This is a genomic window from Micromonospora noduli, assembly GCF_003264475.1.
GTDB lineage: Bacteria > Actinomycetota > Actinomycetes > Mycobacteriales > Micromonosporaceae > Micromonospora > Micromonospora noduli.
The window spans coordinates 198,343-214,673 of record NZ_PYAC01000042.1; the positions used below are offsets into that span (position 1 = coordinate 198,343).

Here is a 16,331-nt window from a genome sequence, read left to right on the forward strand (position 1 = left end):
GACCGGCCTCCCCAGAGACTCCGCACGGCCACTGAACGGCCGCTAAGGTTATGCGCGCGAGTCTGCCACGTGACGGTGAGTTGTCGAGACGCCGTGGCATATTTCACCCACGGCCCAGCGGCGCAGCTACCCGGCCGACACGCTGGTCAGGGCCAACAACTCCGCGACGAACTCCGCCGGGCGCTCCAGGTGCGGGCTGTGCCCACAACCGGGCAACACCACCTCGTGGTACGCGCCGCCGGCCGCCGCGTACCGGTCGAGCACCGCCCGGGTCTGGCCGACCATCGGCTGCGGTGGGCAGGCGTCAGCGCCGGGCCAGCCGGGCACGAGATCCAGCGAACCCAGGTACGCCAGGTCGAAGAGCGAGGTGTCCGAGACGATGACGTCGACGTCTCCGCGCACCCAGGTGACCGGCGGTTTCTCGGCGACGGCCACCAGCTCGTCGGCGAGCCGGAACCAGGTGGGCGCGAGCGCGTTGAGCACCCCGCGCTCCCCCGGAGCGGTGCCCGGCCAGTTCTCCGACGGCACCGCCGTGCCCGGGTAGTTGTCGTCACCGGTGGCGGTGGAGAGCACGGTGTCCAGCAGCAGTTCCTCGTCCTCGACCAGAGAGGCGGGATCGGCCACATAGGTGGCTCGCAGCACGGCACGCGGGCTGGCCGGCGCGTCCGAGCTCCGGTCACCGGCCGCGAGGCGGGCGACGAAGTCCGGGTTCGCCGTGCCGGCGCCGGTGCCGGCGAAGTCGGGGGTGGTCGGCGTGCCGGTCAGGTCACGGGTGCCACCGAAGCCGTACGGGGAGACCGGTGCGGCGAGCAGCAGCGCCCCCACGCGCTGCGGATGGTCGACCAGCAGGCGCATCGCCACCCCACCGCCGAGGGAGTGCCCGACCACCACCGGGCGCGCGTCGGCGTCGAAGAGCGTCGGGTCGTCCAGCAGGGCCGCCACGTCGTCGGCGAAGTCCCGCAGGCCCCGGGTGGCGTCCACCGGGGCGGTCGCGGAGTCGCCGTACCCCCGCAGGTCGGGGGCGACCACCCGCAGCGTCGGTGGCAGACGGCGGACCAGCGGCTCCCAGAACAGCGCGGACGAGCAGTTGCCGTGGATCAGCAGCACGGGTATGCCGTCCGGCGGGCCGGCCACCCGTACCGCCTGAGTGATGCCGTTCGCCGTCACGGTCCGCTGCTCGGTCTCCATCCGCGGCATGGTGCCACGGGTGTCCCCACCGGTCCAGGTGTCGGGCCGCCACCCAACGGAGCTACCCGGTGTGGCAGGCCGCCAGATCAGCGACGCGAGCCGGGTGGCGCGGCCAGCGGCAGCGGCAGCGTCGGTCGGACGTCGCGCCGGGACGAGCCGAAGCTGAGCCCCACCGGGTCGGTGAGCGCCACCCCGGGGTCGAACAGGCGCAGTTCGGTGCGGCCCAGCCGGATCACGTCGCCGTCGGAGAGTCGTTCCACAGCGGTGATCCGCCGGTCGTTGAGCCAGGTGCCGTTCGTGGAGCCCAGGTCCCGCAGGGACGGGCCCTCCGGTGCCAGCCACACCTCGGCGTGGCGACGGCTCAGGTGTGGGTCGTTGATGACCACCTGACCTGTCGGCGCTCGGCCGATCACCTGTATCTCGGCTCGCATACGAAAGCTCGCGCCGCGCATCGGTCCACCCGCGACCGTCAACAGCGGCATCAGTTCCGGATGTTCCTCCATGGACAGTCAGCCCTCCACCCCACACCGTCACTCCGCGCGTCAGCTTGCCATCAGACGGTAGTCGTCAATACCGACCGGCCGGTCAGCCTCTCGTCACCTCCCGGCCACCTGCCGTTCGACGATTCGGGCGGGCCCCATCCGTCATCAACGCCCTGACCTGCACTGATCAACGATCGGCCGGGCTGATGCGACGCCGGCCCCCCGGCCCCGAATCGGGGACCCTACCGGTGAGTAATCCTCGGGTCTAGACTTCCGCCATGACGGCAGTGCATATCCCGGGCGTTCCGGTCATCGACGCGGGTCAGTTGGTTTCCACCAGCCCGGCGACCGGCGCTGAGGCCGGGCGCCTCCCGGTCGCCACCGACGCCGACGTGCGGCAGGCCGTCGACCGCGCCCGTGCCGCCGGCGACTGGTGGGCGGGTCTCGGCTTCACCGGCCGCCGCCAGCGGATGCTGCGGTGGCGTGCCCTGCTCGCCAAGCGCATCGAGCAGTTGGCCGAGTTGGTGCACGTCGAGGGCGGGAAGCCGACCGCCGACGCCATCGTCGAGATCGTCACCGCGATCGAGCACATCGACTGGGCCGCCCGCAACGCCGGCCGCGTGCTCGGTCCACGTCGGGTGCGGTCCCGGCTCATCCTCGCCGAGTTCTCCGGCCACCTCGAATACCAGCCGCACGGGGTGGTCGGCGTGATCGGGCCGTGGAACTATCCGGTCTTCACGCCGATCGGCTCCGCCGCGTACGCCCTCGCCGCCGGCAACGCCGTAGTGCTCAAGCCGAGCGAGTACACGCCCGCCGTCGGCCAGTGGCTGGTGGACAGCTTCGCCGAGGTGGTGCCCGAGCAGCCGGTGTTCACCGCAGTGCACGGGCTGGGCGACGTGGGTGCGGCACTGTGCCGCTCCGGCGTCAACAAGCTGGCGTTCACCGGCTCCACCGCCACCGCCCGAAAGGTGATGGCCGCCTGCGCCGAGACGCTGACCCCGATGCTCATCGAGGGCGGCGGCAAGGACGCCATGATCGTGGACAGCGACGCCGACCTGGACGCGGCCGCCGAGGCGTGCGTCTGGGGCGGCATGACCAACGCCGGCCAGACCTGCATCGGCATCGAGCGGGTGTACGCGGTCGACGCCGTCTTCGACGCCTTCGTCGACAAGGTGGTGACCCGCGCCGGTCGGCTGACGGTCGGGCCGGAGGGCACCGACATCGGCCCGATCACCATGCCCAGGCAGATCGACGTGATCCGCCGGCACATCGACGCCGCGATCACGTCCGGCGGGCGCGCCGTACTCGGCGGCCCGAGCGCCGTACAGCCGCCGTACGTCCACCCCACAGTGCTGGTGGACGTACCGGAGGAGTCGGCCGCCGTCCGCGAGGAGACCTTCGGTCCCACGCTGACCATCAGCCGGGTCCGCGACGCCGACGAGGCAGTCACCCGCGCCAACGCCCTGTCGTACGGCCTCGGGGGTTCGGTCTTCGGCCGGCGGCGTGCGGTGGCCACCGCCCGGCGACTGCGCTCCGGGATGGCGTCGATCAACTCCACGCTGACCTTCGCCGGCATGTCCACCCTGCCGTTCGGCGGTGTGGGTGACTCCGGCTTCGGGCGGATTCACGGGGAGGACGGCCTGCGTGAGTTCGGTCGGGCCAAGGCGATCACCCGACGTCGTGCCCGGTCACTGCTGCCGTCGATGACCTTCGAGCGCACCCCGGCCGACGTGGCCCGACTCGTCAAGGCCATCAAGGTCATGTACGGAAGGTAAGTGTCGGATAACCGATCATCAACAAGGATCGGTGTATCCACATGTTTATACACCGTGGTCACGGCGGTACATTGCGTTAAATGGGCCCCAATCGATTGCGCTACCGCCTTGTCGACAGTGACCAGTCGTGGAGCGCCCGACGGCGTCGGCACCGCTCGGACTGGTTGGCGCGCACCTTTCCGGACATCGGCGACATGCACGTGGTCGACCTCGGTGGTCGGCTCGGCACCTGGCACCGCGCCACCGTCCGACCGGCCCGGGTGACAGTCGTCAACCTGGAGCAGCCGCCCGCCGTCGTTCCGGAATGGGCCCACGTCGAGCAGGCCGACGCCTGCGACCTGCCCCCGCACCTCACCAAGGGCAGCTACGACCTGGTCTTCTCGAACTCGGTGCTGGAGCATGTGGGCGGGCACGAACGCCGGATCCGCTTCGCCGCCGCCGCCCGCTCACTGGCCGACCGGCACTGGGTGCAGACGCCCTACCGCTACTTCCCCATCGAGCCACACTGGATCGCGCCCGGCATGCAGTTCCTGCCGGTACGACTGCGCACCGCGTTCGCCCGACGTTGGCCGTTGGGGCACAAGCCGACGCGCAGCCACGACGCCGCCATCCACCAGGTGCTCTGGACCGAGTTGTTGGACCGCTCGCAGATGCGCCACTACTTCCCGGACTCGACAATGCTGGTGGAGCGGGTGTTCGGTCTGCCGAAGTCACTGATCGCGGTGCGCAACGGGTAGGACGCCCTCAGAAGAGGGTCAGCTCGTCCTTCACGATGCCGCGCAGCTTGTCGTAGTCCACGACCACACACCGGATGCCCCGGTCGGTGGCGAGCACCCGGGCCTGCGGCTTGATCTCCTGGGCGGCGAAGACCCCGACGACGGGGCTGAGCAGCGGGTCACGGTTCATCAGTTCGAGATAACGGGTCAACTGCTCCACCCCGTCGATGTCGCCACGCCGTTTGACCTCGACGGCGACCGAGCCCGAGTTGGCATCCCGGCACAGCAGGTCGACCGGGCCGATGGCCGTCATGTACTCGCGGCGGACCAGCGTGAACCCCTCACCAAGGGCACCCGGGTTGGCGGCCAGCAACTCCTGCAGGTGCGCCTCCACCCCGTCCTTGCGCAGGCCCGGATCCACACCCAGCTCGTACGAGGTGTCCTGGAAGATCTCCTCCAGGGTGATCCGCAGCTCCTCGCCAGCCTTGTTGACGACCCGCCACACACCGGGGGCCTCCTCCAACCGACACGGCGGGCTCATCCAGTTCAACGGCTTGTACGCACGGTCGTCGGCATGAATGGACACCGACCCGTCCGCCTTCACCATCAGCAACCGGGTGGCCAGCGGCAGGTGAGCCGAGAGCCGTCCGACATAGTCCACCGAGCACTTCGCAATGACCAACCGCACCCGACGAGGGTAGCCGAGCACCCCCCGGTCGCCAGCGAGCGGCACTGGCGCGTCGATGCGATGCTGAGACCGTGTTCGAAGTCCTCACCGGCACCGGTCTCGCCGCCTCGGCGGGGCTGAACGCCTACATACCCCTGCTCATCCTCGGTCTACTCGGCCGTTACACCGACCTGATCGACCTGCCCAGCGGCTGGACCTGGCTCGGCAACGGCTGGGTCATCGCCATCATGGCCGTGCTTCTCGCCGTGGAGATGGTCGCGGACAAGGTGCCAGTGGTCGACCACATCAACGACGTGGTGCAGACCGTGGTCCGACCCACCGCCGGTGGCCTGGCCTTCGGCGCCGGCTCCTCGTCGGAGACGGTGACGGTCAGCGACCCGGGGAGCTTCTTCTCCTCCCACCAGTGGGTGCCGGTCGTCACCGGCGTACTGCTGGCGTTGGGCGTGCACCTGCTCAAGTCCGCGGCCCGCCCGGTGATCAACGCGACCACCGCCGGGATCGGCGCCCCGGTCGCCAGCACCGCCGAGGACGCCACCAGCGTGGTGGTCTCCCTGGTGGCGATCATCCTGCCGGTACTGGTGCTCGTCGTCCTGGTCGGCCTGGTGTTCTTCACCTTCTGGTTCTTCCGTCGTCGATCCGAACGACGCCGCGAACGAGAGGCCGCCCGCGCCGCCGGCTTCCGCGTCTGACGCGGCGGATCGGCGGCCCGCCATACCTCGGCTTCGGGGGTCGACAAAAGCCTAGGATCGGGGCAAGAACCTAGAGGAGGTCGGCATGACCGCAGCGTTGGAGATGCCCCGAGTCCAGGAATGTGTGGTCGCCGCGTGCGCGTACAACCAGTCGGGTGACTGCCACGCCTTCGCGATCACCATCGGCAACATGGATCACGCCCACTGCCACACCTTCGTCGAGTCGCCCGTCCGTGGCGGCGTGGAGAGCCTGATCGCGCAGGTGGGCGCCTGCCAGCGCGCCGACTGCCGGCACAACGAGCAGCTGGAGTGCCACGCGGCGTCGATCAGGGTCGGTCCGGACAACGACATGGCCGACTGCATGACCTACTCCGGCCGCTGACCCACGCCGGCCGACCACCCACGCCGGGCGCTGACCCATGTCGGCCGGCGACCGGCCGGGACAGCGTGCGATCAGGGCAGGTCGTTGGCGTGACGGATGACCGTCACCAGGTCGTCGATGATGCCGGTGAGGGCGAAGTCCTTCGGGGTGAAGACCCGGGCGACCCCGGCCGCCCGGAGGGTGTCCGCGTCACTGGCCGGGATGATGCCGCCCACCACCACCGGCAGGTCCGGCCGGCCGGCGGCGCGTAGCCCGTCGAGCACCGCGGGCACGGCGGCCAGGTGCGACCCGGAGAGCACGGAGAGCCCGACCAGGTCGACGTCCTCCTCGACGGCGGCGGCGACGATCTGCCCTGCGGTCAACCGGATGCCCTGGTAGACGACCTCGAAGCCAGCGTCGCGGGCGCGTACCGCGATCTGCTCCGCGCCGTTGGAGTGCCCGTCCAGGCCCGGCTTGCCGACCAGCAGCCGCAGCCGGCCGCTGCCCAGCTCCCGCGCGGTGGCGGTGACCCGCTCGCGGACCGCCACGAGGCCCGGCTCCCCACCGCCGCCGGTGGCGCCGGCCAGGCCGGTCGGCGCCCGGTACTCGCCGAAGACCTGGCGCAGCGCGCCGGCCCACTCGCCGGTGGTCACTCCGGCCCGCACGCACTCCACTGTGGCCGGCATCAGGTTGGTGGTGGTCGCGGCATCCGCGCGCAGCCGGGCCAGCGCCGCGTCGACGACCGTCGCGTCCCGGTCGGCCCGCCACCGGCGTACGCCGTCCACGGCGGCCGCCTCGACCGCGGGATCGACCTGCTCGACGGCGTCCGCGCCGGCGGCGGTCAGCGGGGAGGGTTCGGTCTCGGTGTACCGGTTGACCCCGACCACCACGTCGGCACCGGACTCCATCCGCCGACGGCGCTCGGCCAGCGACGCGACCAACGCGCTCTTGAGGTAGCCGGTCTCCACGGCGGCAACGACGCCGCCCAGCTCCAACACCTTGTCCAGCTCGACCCGCGCCCCGGCGACGACCTCGTCGACCAGCGCGGTCATCACGTGCGAGCCGGCGAAGAGGTCGGGATATTCGAGCAGATCCGACTCGTACGCCAGGACCTGCTGCATCCGCAGCGACCACTGCTGGTCCCACGGGCGGGGCAGGCCGAGCGCCTCGTTCCAGGCGGGCAGTTGGACAGCGCGGGCCCGGGCGTCGCGGGACATCGTCACGCCGAGCATCTCCAGCACGATGCGCTGGATGTTGTTCTCCGGCTGCGCCTCGGTGAGGCCGAGCGAGTTGACCTGCACCCCGTAGCGGAACCGCCGTTGTCTGGCGTCGGTGACCCCGTACCGGTCCCGGGTGATCTCGTCCCAGAGCACGCCGAACGCGCGCATCTTGGCGATCTCCTCGACGAAGCGCACCCCGGCGTTGACGAAGAACGAGATCCGCTGGACCACGTCACCCATCCGCTCGGCCGGCACCTGGCCGGAGTCCCGGACCGCGTCGAGCACGGCGACCGCGGTGGCCAGCGCGAAGCCGACCTCCTGCACGGGCGTGGCGCCGGCCTCCTGGAGGTGGTACGAGCAGATGTTGACCGGGTTCCACCGGGGCATCTCGCGCAGCGTGTACGCCACCACGTCGGCGGTGAGCCGCAGCGACGCCGCCGGCGGAAAGATGTAGGTACCCCGGGACAGGTACTCCTTGATGATGTCGTTCTGGGTGGTGCCGGCGCAGCGGGCCAGGTCGGCGCCCTGCTCCAGCCCGACGGTGCCGTAGAGGGCGAGCAGCCACATCGCCGGGGCGTTGATGGTCATCGAGGTGTTCGTGTCGGCGAGCGGGAGACAGTCGAAGAGCGCCCGCATGTCGCCGAGGTGAGCCACCGGCACGCCGACCCGCCCGACCTCGCCGGAGGCGAGTTCGTGGTCCGGGTCGTACCCGGTCTGGGTGGGCAGGTCGAAGGCGACCGACAGGCCGGTCTGCCCCTTCGCCAGATTGCGGCGGAAGAGGGCGTTGGTCGCAGCGGCCGACGAGTGGCCGGCGTAGGTGCGCATCACCCACGGGCGGTCCCGCTCGGGCAGTCGCCCCGGGAATGCCGTCTCATCCATGGCCGGAGTCTAAGTTACCGTTCAGTAAAAGGAGCTGTGGAAAACCACACAGGTCCATGTCGGGGACGTCCGGGTGTCACGTACGCGCAGTGGCGCGGACCACCACACCCCGGGCAACAGGCCTTGTGGCCAGGGCGCACACTTGACGCCATGGATGACGAGCTGGCCATCTCCGTTCGGGGGCTGCGCAAGGCGTACGGCGACAACGTGGCGGTGGCGGGCGTGGATCTGGACGTCCACCGCGGCGAGGTGTTCGCGTTGCTCGGCCCGAACGGCGCCGGCAAGACCACCACGGTGGAGATCCTGGAGGGTTACCGCCGCCGGGACGCCGGCGAGGTCTCCGTGCTCGGCACGGACCCGGCCCACCCGGACGCTGACTGGCGGTCCCGGGTCGGCATCGTGCTCCAGGGCACCGGCGAGTTCGACGAGCTGACCGTGGCCGAGGTGATCCGGCACTTCTCCGGCTTCTACCCCGACGCGGACGACCCGGACAAGGTGATCGAGCGGGTCGGGCTGGCCGACAAGGCGAAGGCCCGGACGCACACCCTCTCCGGCGGGCAGAAGCGCCGCCTGGACGTGGCCCTGGGCATCATCGGCCGTCCCGAGCTGCTCTTCCTCGACGAGCCGACCACCGGTTTCGACCCGGAGGCCCGCCGTGAGTTCTGGGAGCTGATCCGCGATCTCGCCGCGGCCGGCACCACCATCGTGCTCACCACCCACTACCTGGACGAGGCCGAGGCCCTCGCCGACCGGGTCGGCGTGATCGCCGACGGCCGGCTGGTCGAGGTCGCCGCGCCCAATCGGCTGGGCAATCGGCAGGAGGCCCTCGCGACGGTCTCCTGGCGTACCCCGGAAGGGACGCTGGAAAGCGCGCAGAGCGCGACGCCGACGGCCTTCGTGGCCGACCTCGCCGCGCGCTACGGCGGCGAGGTCCCCGGGCTCACGGTGACCCGGCCGACCCTGGAGGACGTCTACCTCACCATGATCGGACACGCGCGATGACGACCACGACGAAGCCGGCGACGCCGGTCACCGCGACCCGCGGCCGGCGGCCGGGTGCCGGCGCGCTCGCCCTGCGCCAGGGCCGACTGGAGATCACCCAGTTCCTGCGCAGCCGGGAGTCGGTGGTCTTCACGATGGGCTTCCCCATCATCATGATCCTGATCTTCGCGTCGATCTTCGACGGCACGATCGGCGGCGGGGTCAAGTTCACCCAGTACTTCATCACCGGCATGATCGCGACCGGCCTGATGACGGTGAGCTTCCAGAACCTCGGCATCTGGATCCCGATCGAACGGGACCGGGGCGTGCTCAAGCGCTACCGGGGCACTCCGATGCCGAAGTGGGTCTGGTTCGCCGGCAAAGTGATCATGGTGGTGGCGATCGGGATCGCCGAGACGGTCCTGCTGCTGGCCGTCGCGGTGGCGCTGTTCGACCTCGACCTGCCGGGCACCGCCGCGAAGTGGTTCACCTTCGGCTGGGTCGCCGTGCTCGGGGTGACCGCGTGCACCCTGTGCGGCATCGCGATCTCGTCGCTGGCCCGCACCGCCCGCAGCGGCTCGGCGGTGGTCACCCCGGTGGCCCTGGTGCTCCAGTTCATCTCCGGGGTGTTCTTCGTCTTCACCGACCTGCCCACCTGGATGCAGCAGGTGGCGGCGCTGTTCCCGCTCAAGTGGATGTGCCAGGGGCTGCGGTCGGTGTTCCTGCCGGAGAGCTTCGGCGCCCAGGAGCCGGGCGGCTCGTTCGAGCTGGGCCGGGTGGCGGTGGTGCTGGCCCTGTGGTGCGTGATCGGTGTGGTGCTCTGCCTGACCACCTTCCGCTGGACCACCAAGCGCGACGGCTGACCCCTTTCCGGGGCCACCGATCCGCCCCGGGGCTGCCAGACTCTGACGATGGCCGCTCGACCGACCCGGCGCGGGCTCCTGCTCGCGGGGGCAGGGGCGACGGCGCTGGCGGTCGGGGTCGGCTGGACGGCCCGCGACCTGATCCGCCCGTCGCCGACGCGACCCGTCCCCCCGGACGCGCCAGCCGGCGACGAGCGAGTGGTCAGCCGCCCGTCCACCGCACGTGGCCGCTCGGTCGACTTCTACACCGCCGTCCCGGACGGGCACGGCGACGGTCAGGGGTTGCCGGTCTGCCTGGTGCTGCACGGCGCGTCCACCACCGCACGGGACTTTCCCGGGCTCGGCCTGGGGCGCTTCCTGACCGACGCGGTGCGTCGGGGCGCGCCGCCGTTCGTACTCGCCGGAGCGACCGGCGACCGCCTCTCCTGGCGCCCCACCGGCCGGGACGACCCGCAGCGGATGGTGCGTGAGGAGTTGCCGGCCTGGTGCTCCGAGCGGGGCTTCGACGCCACCCGACTGGCGGCCTGGGGCTGGTCCATGGGGGGCTTCGGCTCGCTGTTGCTCGCCGCCACCTGGCCGGGGCTGCTCCGGGCGGTGGCGGCCTTCTCCCCCGCCGTCGCGCCCGATGATGCCGTCTTCGCCGGTGTCGACCGGCTGCGCGGCACTCCGCTGGGCCTCTGGTGCGGCCGCCAGGACGACTTCCTCGCCGACGTGCAGGCGCTGGAGCGAGCCCTTCCCGAGCCGGCCGCCCGAGCCGAGTACGCCGACGGCGGGCACGACTTCCGGTACTGGGGCTCGGTCATACCCGCTGCCCTCGACTTCGTCGCGGCGGCGCTGGCCGCGCCGCCCGGCCCGAACTGAGCTGACCGCGGGGGCCCGCGAACGGGCCCCCGCAGCTGCCGGTCTCAGTAGGTGTAGAAGCCCTTACCGGTCTTGCGGCCCAGGTCGCCGGCGGTGACCATGCGCTGGAGCAGCTCCGGCGGGAAGAACTTCTCGTCGGCGGTGTCGGTGTAGATGTTCTTCGAGGCGTGCAGCAGCACGTCCACGCCGGTCAGATCGGTGGTGGCCAGCGGACCCATCGCGTGCCCGAAGCCCAGCCGGCAGGCGGTGTCCAGGTCCTCCGCGGACACCACCCCGGACTCGACCAGCTTGACCGCCTCCATCACCAGGGCGGAGATCAGCCGGGTGGTGACGAAGCCGGCGATGTCCCGGTTGACCACGACGACCGTCTTACCGATCTCCTCGGCGAAGGCCCGCGCGGTGTCCAGCGTGGCGTCGCTGGTCTTGTAACCGCGCACCAGCTCGCAGAGCTGCATCATCGGCACCGGGGAGAAGAAATGGGTGCCGACCACCGCCTCGGGCCGCTCGGTCACCGCGGCGATCTGGGTGACCGGGATCGCCGAGGTGTTGGTGGCGAGCACCGCGTCCGACTTGCAGATCTTGTCCAGGGCGCGGAACACCTCGTGCTTGATCTCCAGCCGCTCGAAGACCGCCTCGACCACGATGTCCGCGTCCGCCGCCGCCTCCAGGTCGGTGGTCGGCGTGATCCGAGCCAGCGTCGCCTCGACCTCGGACGCCTCGATCTTGCCCTTCTCGGCGAACTTCTCCAGTGACTTCCGAATGCCGCCCAGACCCCGGGTGGTGGCCGCGTCGTCCAGGTCGCGCAGCGTCACCTGCCAGCCCGCCTGCGCCGCCACCTGGGCGATGCCGGAACCCATCAACCCGGCCCCGACGACCGCGAGTCGACCCGCCATCTGCTTCTCCCTCGCTGCGATTGAGTGCCTGCCTGCACCCTAGTCGGCGAGCCTGAACGATGGCTAAGTGGCGGTCGGGCCGGGTCGTGGGCCCTCAGATCTCCAGTGCCGGCTCCTCCGGCGTGGTGCCCCGCTCGACCGCCACCCCGAGCGCACGCAGGTCGGCCACGAAGTCCGGGTAGCCCCGGTCGACATGATGCACGTGGGAGACCTCGGTGACCCCCTCCGCGCAGAGCCCAGCGATGATCAACCCCGCTCCGGCCCGGATGTCGGTGGCCCGCACCGGGGCACCGGAGAGCCGATGCCGGCCCCGGACCACAGCGTGATGCCCGTCGGTCTTGATGTCCGCGCCGAGCCGCATCATCTCGTTGGCGAACATGAACCGGCCGTCGAAGATGTTCTCGGTGATCAGGGAGGCGCCGTCGCTGACGGCCGCCAGCCCGATCGCCATCGGCAGCAGATCGGTGGCGAAGCCGGGGTACGGCAGCGTCACCACGTCCACCGCCCGGGGCCGCTCGTCCATACGTACGCGGAAGCCGTCTCCCCGGGTTTCCACCAGCGCGCCGGCGGCCACCACCTTGTCCAGGGCGATCTCCAGGAAGGCCGGGTCCAGCCCGGTCACCGTCACGTCGCCCCGGGTCATCGCCGCGCCGAACGCCCAGGTGCCTGCGACGATCCGGTCCCCCACCGTGGCGTGGCGCACCGGACGCAGACCGGGCACACCGGTGATGCGCAACGTCGACGTGCCCGCGCCGACGATGCGCGCGCCCATCTGGTTGAGCATCGTGCAGATGTCGACGATCTCCGGCTCCCGGGCCGCGTTGTCGATCATCGTGGTGCCCTGGGCCAGCACCGCCGCCATCACCAGGTTCTCGGTCGCGCCGACGCTGGGGAAATCCAGCACGATGTCCGCGCCACGCAGCCCGTGCGGGGCGGAGGCGATGACGAACCCGTGCTCACCGGAGATCTCCGCGCCCATCCGGGTCAGCCCGGAGATGTGCATGTCCAACCCCCGCGACCCGATCGCGTCGCCGCCGGGATGGGCCACCCGCACGTACCCCCGACGGGCCAGCAACGGGCCGAGCACGCAGATCGACGCGCGCAACCGTCGGACCAGGTCGTAGTCGGCCTCCGCGCCCGGCTGCTCGGGTACGTCGATCGTCACCGACCGGGACCGGGCCACGCCGCCACGGGCGACCATCGGGTCGACCGGGTCGTCCGCGTCGAACTGGACGTCGCAGCCCAGCCGACGCAGCACCTCTCCCATGATCGCGATGTCGGTGATCCGGGGGACGTTGGTGATCACACTGCGGCCGGGCGCGAGCAGCGCGGCGGCCATCAGCTTCAACGCCGAGTTCTTGGCACCGACCACGTGCACGGTGCCGGACAGTCGGGCGTCACCGCGTACCCGGATGACGTCGACATCGTTGACCGCCGAATCGCCGGCGTCGCCGGGGCCCACCACCACCGGCCAGCCGGCGGTGCTGTCCGGCCGCGCCGGGATCGTCAGGTCGGGAATCCGTAGGCTGTGCGTCATGGCCGTCCACCTCACGCGCATCTACACCAAGGCCGGCGACGCCGGCATGACCAGGCTGAGCAACAACGAGCAGGTGCCGAAGACCGATCCACGGATCGCCGCGTACGCGGATGTCGACGAGTGCAACGCGGCGATCGGCGTCGCGCTCGCGCTGGGGAACCTCGACGAGGAGCTTCGCGGCGTGCTGGGGTCGGTGCAGAACGACCTGTTCGACGTCGGCGCCGACCTGTCAACCCCGGTCGAGCCGGAGCCGAAGTACCCGCCGCTGCGGGTGACCGAGGAGTACGTCGAGCGCCTGGAGGGCTGGTGCGACGAGTACAACGCACGCCTGAGCAAGCTCGACTCCTTCATCCTCCCCGGCGGCACCGCAGGTGCGGCGCTGCTGCACGTGGCGCGGACCGTCGCCCGGCGTGCCGAACGGGCAGCGTGGGCGCTGGTCAGCCACGATCCGGAACGAACCAGCACGCTCCCGGCAAAGTATCTCAACCGGCTCTCCGATCTGCTCTTTATCCTGTCAAGAACGGCAAATCCGGCAGGAGACGTGCTATGGGTGCCGGGCGGCAAGCGCTGAACGTCGGCGCTCCGCACCACGTCGAGGTCTGGTTTCCCACTCTGCCCGCCACCACGCGTAGCCAGGGCCGCCTCCTCCACGAGCCAGGCCGACCAGCACCCTGACTCCTCGGCGAGCCCGGCCGACCAGCGCCTAGATCAACTCCGGTTCCTTGATGTCGGGCCATCCCAGCCACCAGAACACCCCGGCATCAAGAAAACCGAGTCGATCACCAGCCCGGCGCGCTAGCCGCGGAGGCCGGCGCGATGCGCGGAGGCCGGCGCGCTGCGCGAACCGAGGAGGCAGGACCCAGCCGCATCGGTAACGGCAGGTGATCAAAGCCCGCCGCGAGCCAGCGGACAGTGCCCAACGAAGGGTTTCCGGGGGAGCCCGCCCGGCGCAGGGATCAAGCCTGACCGCCCGGAGCCGGGCGGGCTCCCCCGGAAACCCCAAGAGCGACCACAGAAGCCAAGAGCAACCACAGAAGAGCCGATCAGGCAGCCGGCCAGTCCTGGGAGGCCATACGCGGCGAGACCGCCCCCGGAGGGGCGGCCTCGAGCCAGGAGAGAAAACCGGTCACTGTCGATCGCGCCATGGCGATCTCCACCGGTGCGTGGTTACTGGTACAGCGGAGGATCACCCAGTCGGCCGGCATGGAGAACCGTTCCTGACCTTCGGGCAACCGGCGGCGCTCCACGGCCAGCCCTTTGCGGGAGAGCACCCGCTTGGGCCGGATCGCGAAGCTGAACATCCGGTACCAGCGCAGCTCGTCACCGGCGAACCGGCCGAAGCCGGGCGACCAGCCGCGGCCGTCGAGCATGGTGGAGACCCGGACGCTGAGTCGGATGATGCCACCGCTGCGGGTGACCAGAGCTCGCCGGACGAAGAGTGTCAGAAGCGCGCCGAGGATGACGACAACGCCGATTCCGAATCCTTCGACGATCTCCATCCCCGGTGTGGCTCAGCGGCTCTGCGCGGAGACCGGGGTTGCGCTCTCGGCCAGCACGGTGACACCGTCGGCGCTCACCGAGAGGAAGCCGCCGGCCACGTCGTAGGCGACCTGCTCGCCGCCGGCGAGCTTGATGCGTACCTGGCCGGGCTCGGCGAGCTGGCCGAGTAGCGGCGCGTGCCCCGGCAGGACACCGAGCTCGCCTTCGGTCGTCCGGGCGACGACCATCTCGGCGTCACCGGACCAGACCTTCTCCTCGACGGCGACGAGCTCGACGTGAAGCTGCTGTGCCACGCTGTCTCCTTGCTGCGGCTACGGATTGCCGAAAGTCTAGCCTGACGACGCGGCGCGCCCAACGCGGGTGGGGACAACGCCGACCTGACTACTTGGCCTTGTTGACGAATTCCGGGTGCTCCAGCAGGAACGGGTCGAGTTGCTCGTTGTGCAGAGCGGTGAAGAAGTCCGGAACACCTTCCTGGAACTGCTCGCCCAGGTACTTACTACCCTCGAAAACCCCGCCACCGGGCAGCTTGATCATCTCGATGGTGTTCGGGCGGATGTCCTTCAGGGCGAGCCCGAAGTCCACAACGCTGTTGCCCCGGCCGCTGAAGATCAACGACTGGCCGGCGGCGCGGAGCACCTTGTCCAGCTTGATCGGGTTGGACACCACGTCGGCGCTGAACGCCTGACCGACCATGGCCTTGACGAACTGCTGCTGGTGGCGCTGCCGGCCGTAGTCGGAATCCGGAACGCCGTTCTTCGGGTAGCGCTGCCGGACGTAGTCCAGCGCCTGCCACCCACTCAGGTGCCGGTTGCCCTTCTTGTAGAGCGCCTGCGGGCCGACGTAGCCCTCACCACGGGTGTTGCCCGGCCGCGCCTTGCCGTCCGGCTGCTTGTGCTCGGACTTCACGTCGCGCTCGATGTACATGTCGACACCGCCCATGGCGTCGACGATCTTCTGGAAGCCGGTGAAGTTGATGATCGCGCCGGCGTCGAAGCGCTTGATGCCGGTCACGTTCTGCACCGTGGTGGCCAACAGCTCGAAGCCCCGTGCCGCGTCCGGGTTGGCCCCCGGCACCTTGCTGCCGAACGACATCGCGGCGTTGATCTTCGTGGTCTCGCCCGGGAAGTCGGCCCGCTTGAACGCCGGGATCCGCACGTAGAGGTCGCGGGGCAGCGAGAACAGGTAGGCCCGGTCCATCGAGGCCGGCACGTGCAGCACCATGATCGAGTCGGCCAGCGGCGCGGCCGTCGGCGTACGCGGGTCGATGCCGACGAGCAGGATGTTGAGCGGACCCTTGATGTCACTCTTCTTCACCTGGGCGCCCGCCGCCTGGTCGCCGAAGAGGTCGGCCTTGCCGACGGACCCCTCGTAGCGGGCCATGAGCACCTCGGTGCCGACCAGCACGGCGCCGCTGAGCACGGTCAGCACGGTGCCGAACACCGTGCAGATCCTGGCCCACCGCGGCACGCCTCGCCAGATGGACGGCTTGCGGCCACTCTTGCCGGCCTTACCCACGAGCAGCTCCGTTCGTTACGCCCACGACGAGGAAGACGGGCGCACGTCGTCGAAAGGTTGCAAAGATCAACGCTCGTTCACGTGAGCGCGGAACGAACCGTAGCTCGGGACCCTCCGGAGTGACGACCACGAGTAACGGACCGCGACGATGGTAGGACGCGAACATGAACAAAAGACTGC

The 16,331-nt window shown here is 70.4% G+C and carries 17 protein-coding genes; 8 read left to right on the forward strand and 9 right to left on the reverse strand.

All coding sequences use genetic code 11. From position 1 onward, the window contains the following. Window positions 1-126: 126 nt before the first annotated feature. Together MED15_RS29895 and MED15_RS29900 are read right to left on the reverse strand one after the other, a co-directional pair. Window positions 127-1,197 carry an alpha/beta hydrolase gene (locus tag MED15_RS29895; RefSeq protein WP_373861292.1) on the reverse strand — a complete coding sequence of 357 codons (1,071 nt, stop codon included), beginning with the start codon at window positions 1,195-1,197 and terminating at the stop codon, window positions 127-129. 77 nt (window positions 1,198-1,274) lie between these two features. Then, window positions 1,275-1,691 (reverse strand): FHA domain-containing protein, encoded by a 417-nt coding sequence (locus MED15_RS29900; protein ID WP_112731452.1) that lies wholly within the window; start codon window positions 1,689-1,691, stop codon window positions 1,275-1,277. A 257-nt stretch (window positions 1,692-1,948) separates the two neighbouring features. Here MED15_RS29900 and MED15_RS29905 point away from each other — a divergent pair, with 257 nt between their 5' ends. Both MED15_RS29905 and MED15_RS29910 read left to right on the forward strand, forming a co-directional pair. Then, window positions 1,949-3,445: an aldehyde dehydrogenase family protein gene (locus MED15_RS29905; protein WP_112731450.1), complete on the forward strand. Its 1,497-nt coding sequence runs from the start codon at window positions 1,949-1,951 to the stop codon at window positions 3,443-3,445. 80 nt (window positions 3,446-3,525) lie between these two features. Then, entirely contained in the window at window positions 3,526-4,182 is a 657-nt protein-coding gene (locus tag MED15_RS29910; RefSeq protein WP_112584034.1) for a methyltransferase domain-containing protein, read from the forward strand. 7 nt (window positions 4,183-4,189) lie between these two features. Here the strand turns inward: MED15_RS29910 and nucS are convergent, their stop codons facing one another. Then, entirely contained in the window at window positions 4,190-4,849 is a 660-nt protein-coding gene (gene nucS, locus MED15_RS29915; RefSeq protein WP_112584054.1) for an endonuclease NucS, read from the reverse strand. A gap of 71 nt (window positions 4,850-4,920) precedes the next feature. Here nucS and MED15_RS29920 point away from each other — a divergent pair, with 71 nt between their 5' ends. Together MED15_RS29920 and MED15_RS29925 are read left to right on the forward strand one after the other, a co-directional pair. Further along, a complete protein-coding gene (locus MED15_RS29920; RefSeq protein ID WP_112584033.1) occupies window positions 4,921-5,538 on the forward strand; it encodes a DUF4126 domain-containing protein in 618 nt (205 codons plus the stop codon). Window positions 5,539-5,623: 85 nt separating this feature from the next. Continuing rightward, window positions 5,624-5,920 (forward strand): DUF1540 domain-containing protein, encoded by a 297-nt coding sequence (locus MED15_RS29925; protein ID WP_112737550.1) that lies wholly within the window; start codon window positions 5,624-5,626, stop codon window positions 5,918-5,920. Window positions 5,921-5,991: 71 nt separating this feature from the next. Here the strand turns inward: MED15_RS29925 and MED15_RS29930 are convergent, their stop codons facing one another. Further along, the gene (locus MED15_RS29930) at window positions 5,992-7,998 is read right to left on the reverse strand and encodes a protein meaA (protein ID WP_112697994.1); all 2,007 of its coding nucleotides are present in this window, start codon (window positions 7,996-7,998) and stop codon (window positions 5,992-5,994) included. 150 nt (window positions 7,999-8,148) lie between these two features. Here MED15_RS29930 and MED15_RS29935 point away from each other — a divergent pair, with 150 nt between their 5' ends. The 3 genes from MED15_RS29935 to MED15_RS29945 are packed head-to-tail and all read left to right on the forward strand — an operon-like array spanning window position 8,149 to window position 10,703. Continuing rightward, window positions 8,149-9,000, forward strand: a complete 852-nt coding sequence (locus MED15_RS29935) for an ABC transporter ATP-binding protein (RefSeq protein ID WP_112601154.1) — start codon at window positions 8,149-8,151, stop codon at window positions 8,998-9,000. Beyond that, a complete protein-coding gene (locus MED15_RS29940) occupies window positions 8,997-9,842 on the forward strand; it encodes an ABC transporter permease (protein WP_112584029.1) in 846 nt (281 codons plus the stop codon). The genes MED15_RS29935 and MED15_RS29940 overlap by 4 nt, the downstream gene beginning before the upstream one ends. A 48-nt stretch (window positions 9,843-9,890) precedes the next feature. Next, the gene (locus MED15_RS29945; protein WP_112584028.1) at window positions 9,891-10,703 is read left to right on the forward strand and encodes an alpha/beta hydrolase; all 813 of its coding nucleotides are present in this window, start codon (window positions 9,891-9,893) and stop codon (window positions 10,701-10,703) included. Between the two features lie 44 nt (window positions 10,704-10,747). Here the strand turns inward: MED15_RS29945 and MED15_RS29950 are convergent, their stop codons facing one another. Together MED15_RS29950 and murA are read right to left on the reverse strand one after the other, a co-directional pair. Further along, complete coding sequence (locus tag MED15_RS29950) at window positions 10,748-11,596, reverse strand: 3-hydroxyacyl-CoA dehydrogenase family protein (RefSeq protein WP_110561611.1); 849 nt, start codon at window positions 11,594-11,596, stop codon at window positions 10,748-10,750. Window positions 11,597-11,690: 94 nt separating this feature from the next. Beyond that, window positions 11,691-13,133: a UDP-N-acetylglucosamine 1-carboxyvinyltransferase gene (murA, locus tag MED15_RS29955; RefSeq protein ID WP_112584027.1), complete on the reverse strand. Its 1,443-nt coding sequence runs from the start codon at window positions 13,131-13,133 to the stop codon at window positions 11,691-11,693. Here murA and MED15_RS29960 point away from each other — a divergent pair. Continuing rightward, complete coding sequence (locus MED15_RS29960; protein ID WP_091405871.1) at window positions 13,132-13,704, forward strand: cob(I)yrinic acid a,c-diamide adenosyltransferase; 573 nt, start codon at window positions 13,132-13,134, stop codon at window positions 13,702-13,704. The genes murA and MED15_RS29960 overlap by 2 nt on opposite strands. 472 nt (window positions 13,705-14,176) lie before the next feature. Here MED15_RS29960 and MED15_RS29965 read toward each other — a convergent pair whose 3' ends face one another. The 3 genes from MED15_RS29965 to MED15_RS29975 all read right to left on the reverse strand — a co-directional run bounded on the left by MED15_RS29965 (window position 14,177) and on the right by MED15_RS29975 (window position 16,157). After that, a complete protein-coding gene (locus MED15_RS29965) occupies window positions 14,177-14,632 on the reverse strand; it encodes a DUF2550 domain-containing protein (protein WP_112584026.1) in 456 nt (151 codons plus the stop codon). A 12-nt stretch (window positions 14,633-14,644) separates the two neighbouring features. Further along, window positions 14,645-14,926, reverse strand: coding sequence for a F0F1 ATP synthase subunit epsilon (locus tag MED15_RS29970; protein WP_112584025.1), 282 nt, complete (start codon window positions 14,924-14,926; stop codon window positions 14,645-14,647). A gap of 88 nt (window positions 14,927-15,014) precedes the next feature. Then, window positions 15,015-16,157 (reverse strand): LCP family protein, encoded by a 1,143-nt coding sequence (locus MED15_RS29975; RefSeq protein WP_112601150.1) that lies wholly within the window; start codon window positions 16,155-16,157, stop codon window positions 15,015-15,017. Window positions 16,158-16,331 lie beyond the last annotated feature (174 nt).

Excerpts from the sequence above, each read along its gene's own strand:
- MED15_RS29895 (WP_373861292.1), bottom strand. The coding sequence starts at position 1,197 with ATGCCGCGGATGGAGACCGAGCAGCGGACCGTGACGGCGAACGGCATC.
- MED15_RS29900 (WP_112731452.1), bottom strand. The coding sequence starts at position 1,691 with ATGGAGGAACATCCGGAACTGATGCCGCTGTTGACGGTCGCGGGTGGA.
- MED15_RS29905 (WP_112731450.1), top strand. The coding sequence starts at position 1,949 with ATGACGGCAGTGCATATCCCGGGCGTTCCGGTCATCGACGCGGGTCAG.
- MED15_RS29910 (WP_112584034.1), top strand. The coding sequence starts at position 3,526 with ATGGGCCCCAATCGATTGCGCTACCGCCTTGTCGACAGTGACCAGTCG.
- MED15_RS29925 (WP_112737550.1), top strand. The coding sequence starts at position 5,624 with ATGACCGCAGCGTTGGAGATGCCCCGAGTCCAGGAATGTGTGGTCGCC.
- MED15_RS29930 (WP_112697994.1), bottom strand. The coding sequence starts at position 7,998 with ATGGATGAGACGGCATTCCCGGGGCGACTGCCCGAGCGGGACCGCCCG.
- MED15_RS29935 (WP_112601154.1), top strand. The coding sequence starts at position 8,149 with ATGGATGACGAGCTGGCCATCTCCGTTCGGGGGCTGCGCAAGGCGTAC.
- MED15_RS29940 (WP_112584029.1), top strand. The coding sequence starts at position 8,997 with ATGACGACCACGACGAAGCCGGCGACGCCGGTCACCGCGACCCGCGGC.
- MED15_RS29945 (WP_112584028.1), top strand. The coding sequence starts at position 9,891 with ATGGCCGCTCGACCGACCCGGCGCGGGCTCCTGCTCGCGGGGGCAGGG.
- MED15_RS29950 (WP_110561611.1), bottom strand. The coding sequence starts at position 11,596 with ATGGCGGGTCGACTCGCGGTCGTCGGGGCCGGGTTGATGGGTTCCGGC.
- MED15_RS29960 (WP_091405871.1), top strand. The coding sequence starts at position 13,132 with ATGGCCGTCCACCTCACGCGCATCTACACCAAGGCCGGCGACGCCGGC.
- murA (WP_112584027.1), bottom strand. The coding sequence starts at position 13,133 with ATGACGCACAGCCTACGGATTCCCGACCTGACGATCCCGGCGCGGCCG.
- MED15_RS29965 (WP_112584026.1), bottom strand. The coding sequence starts at position 14,632 with ATGGAGATCGTCGAAGGATTCGGAATCGGCGTTGTCGTCATCCTCGGC.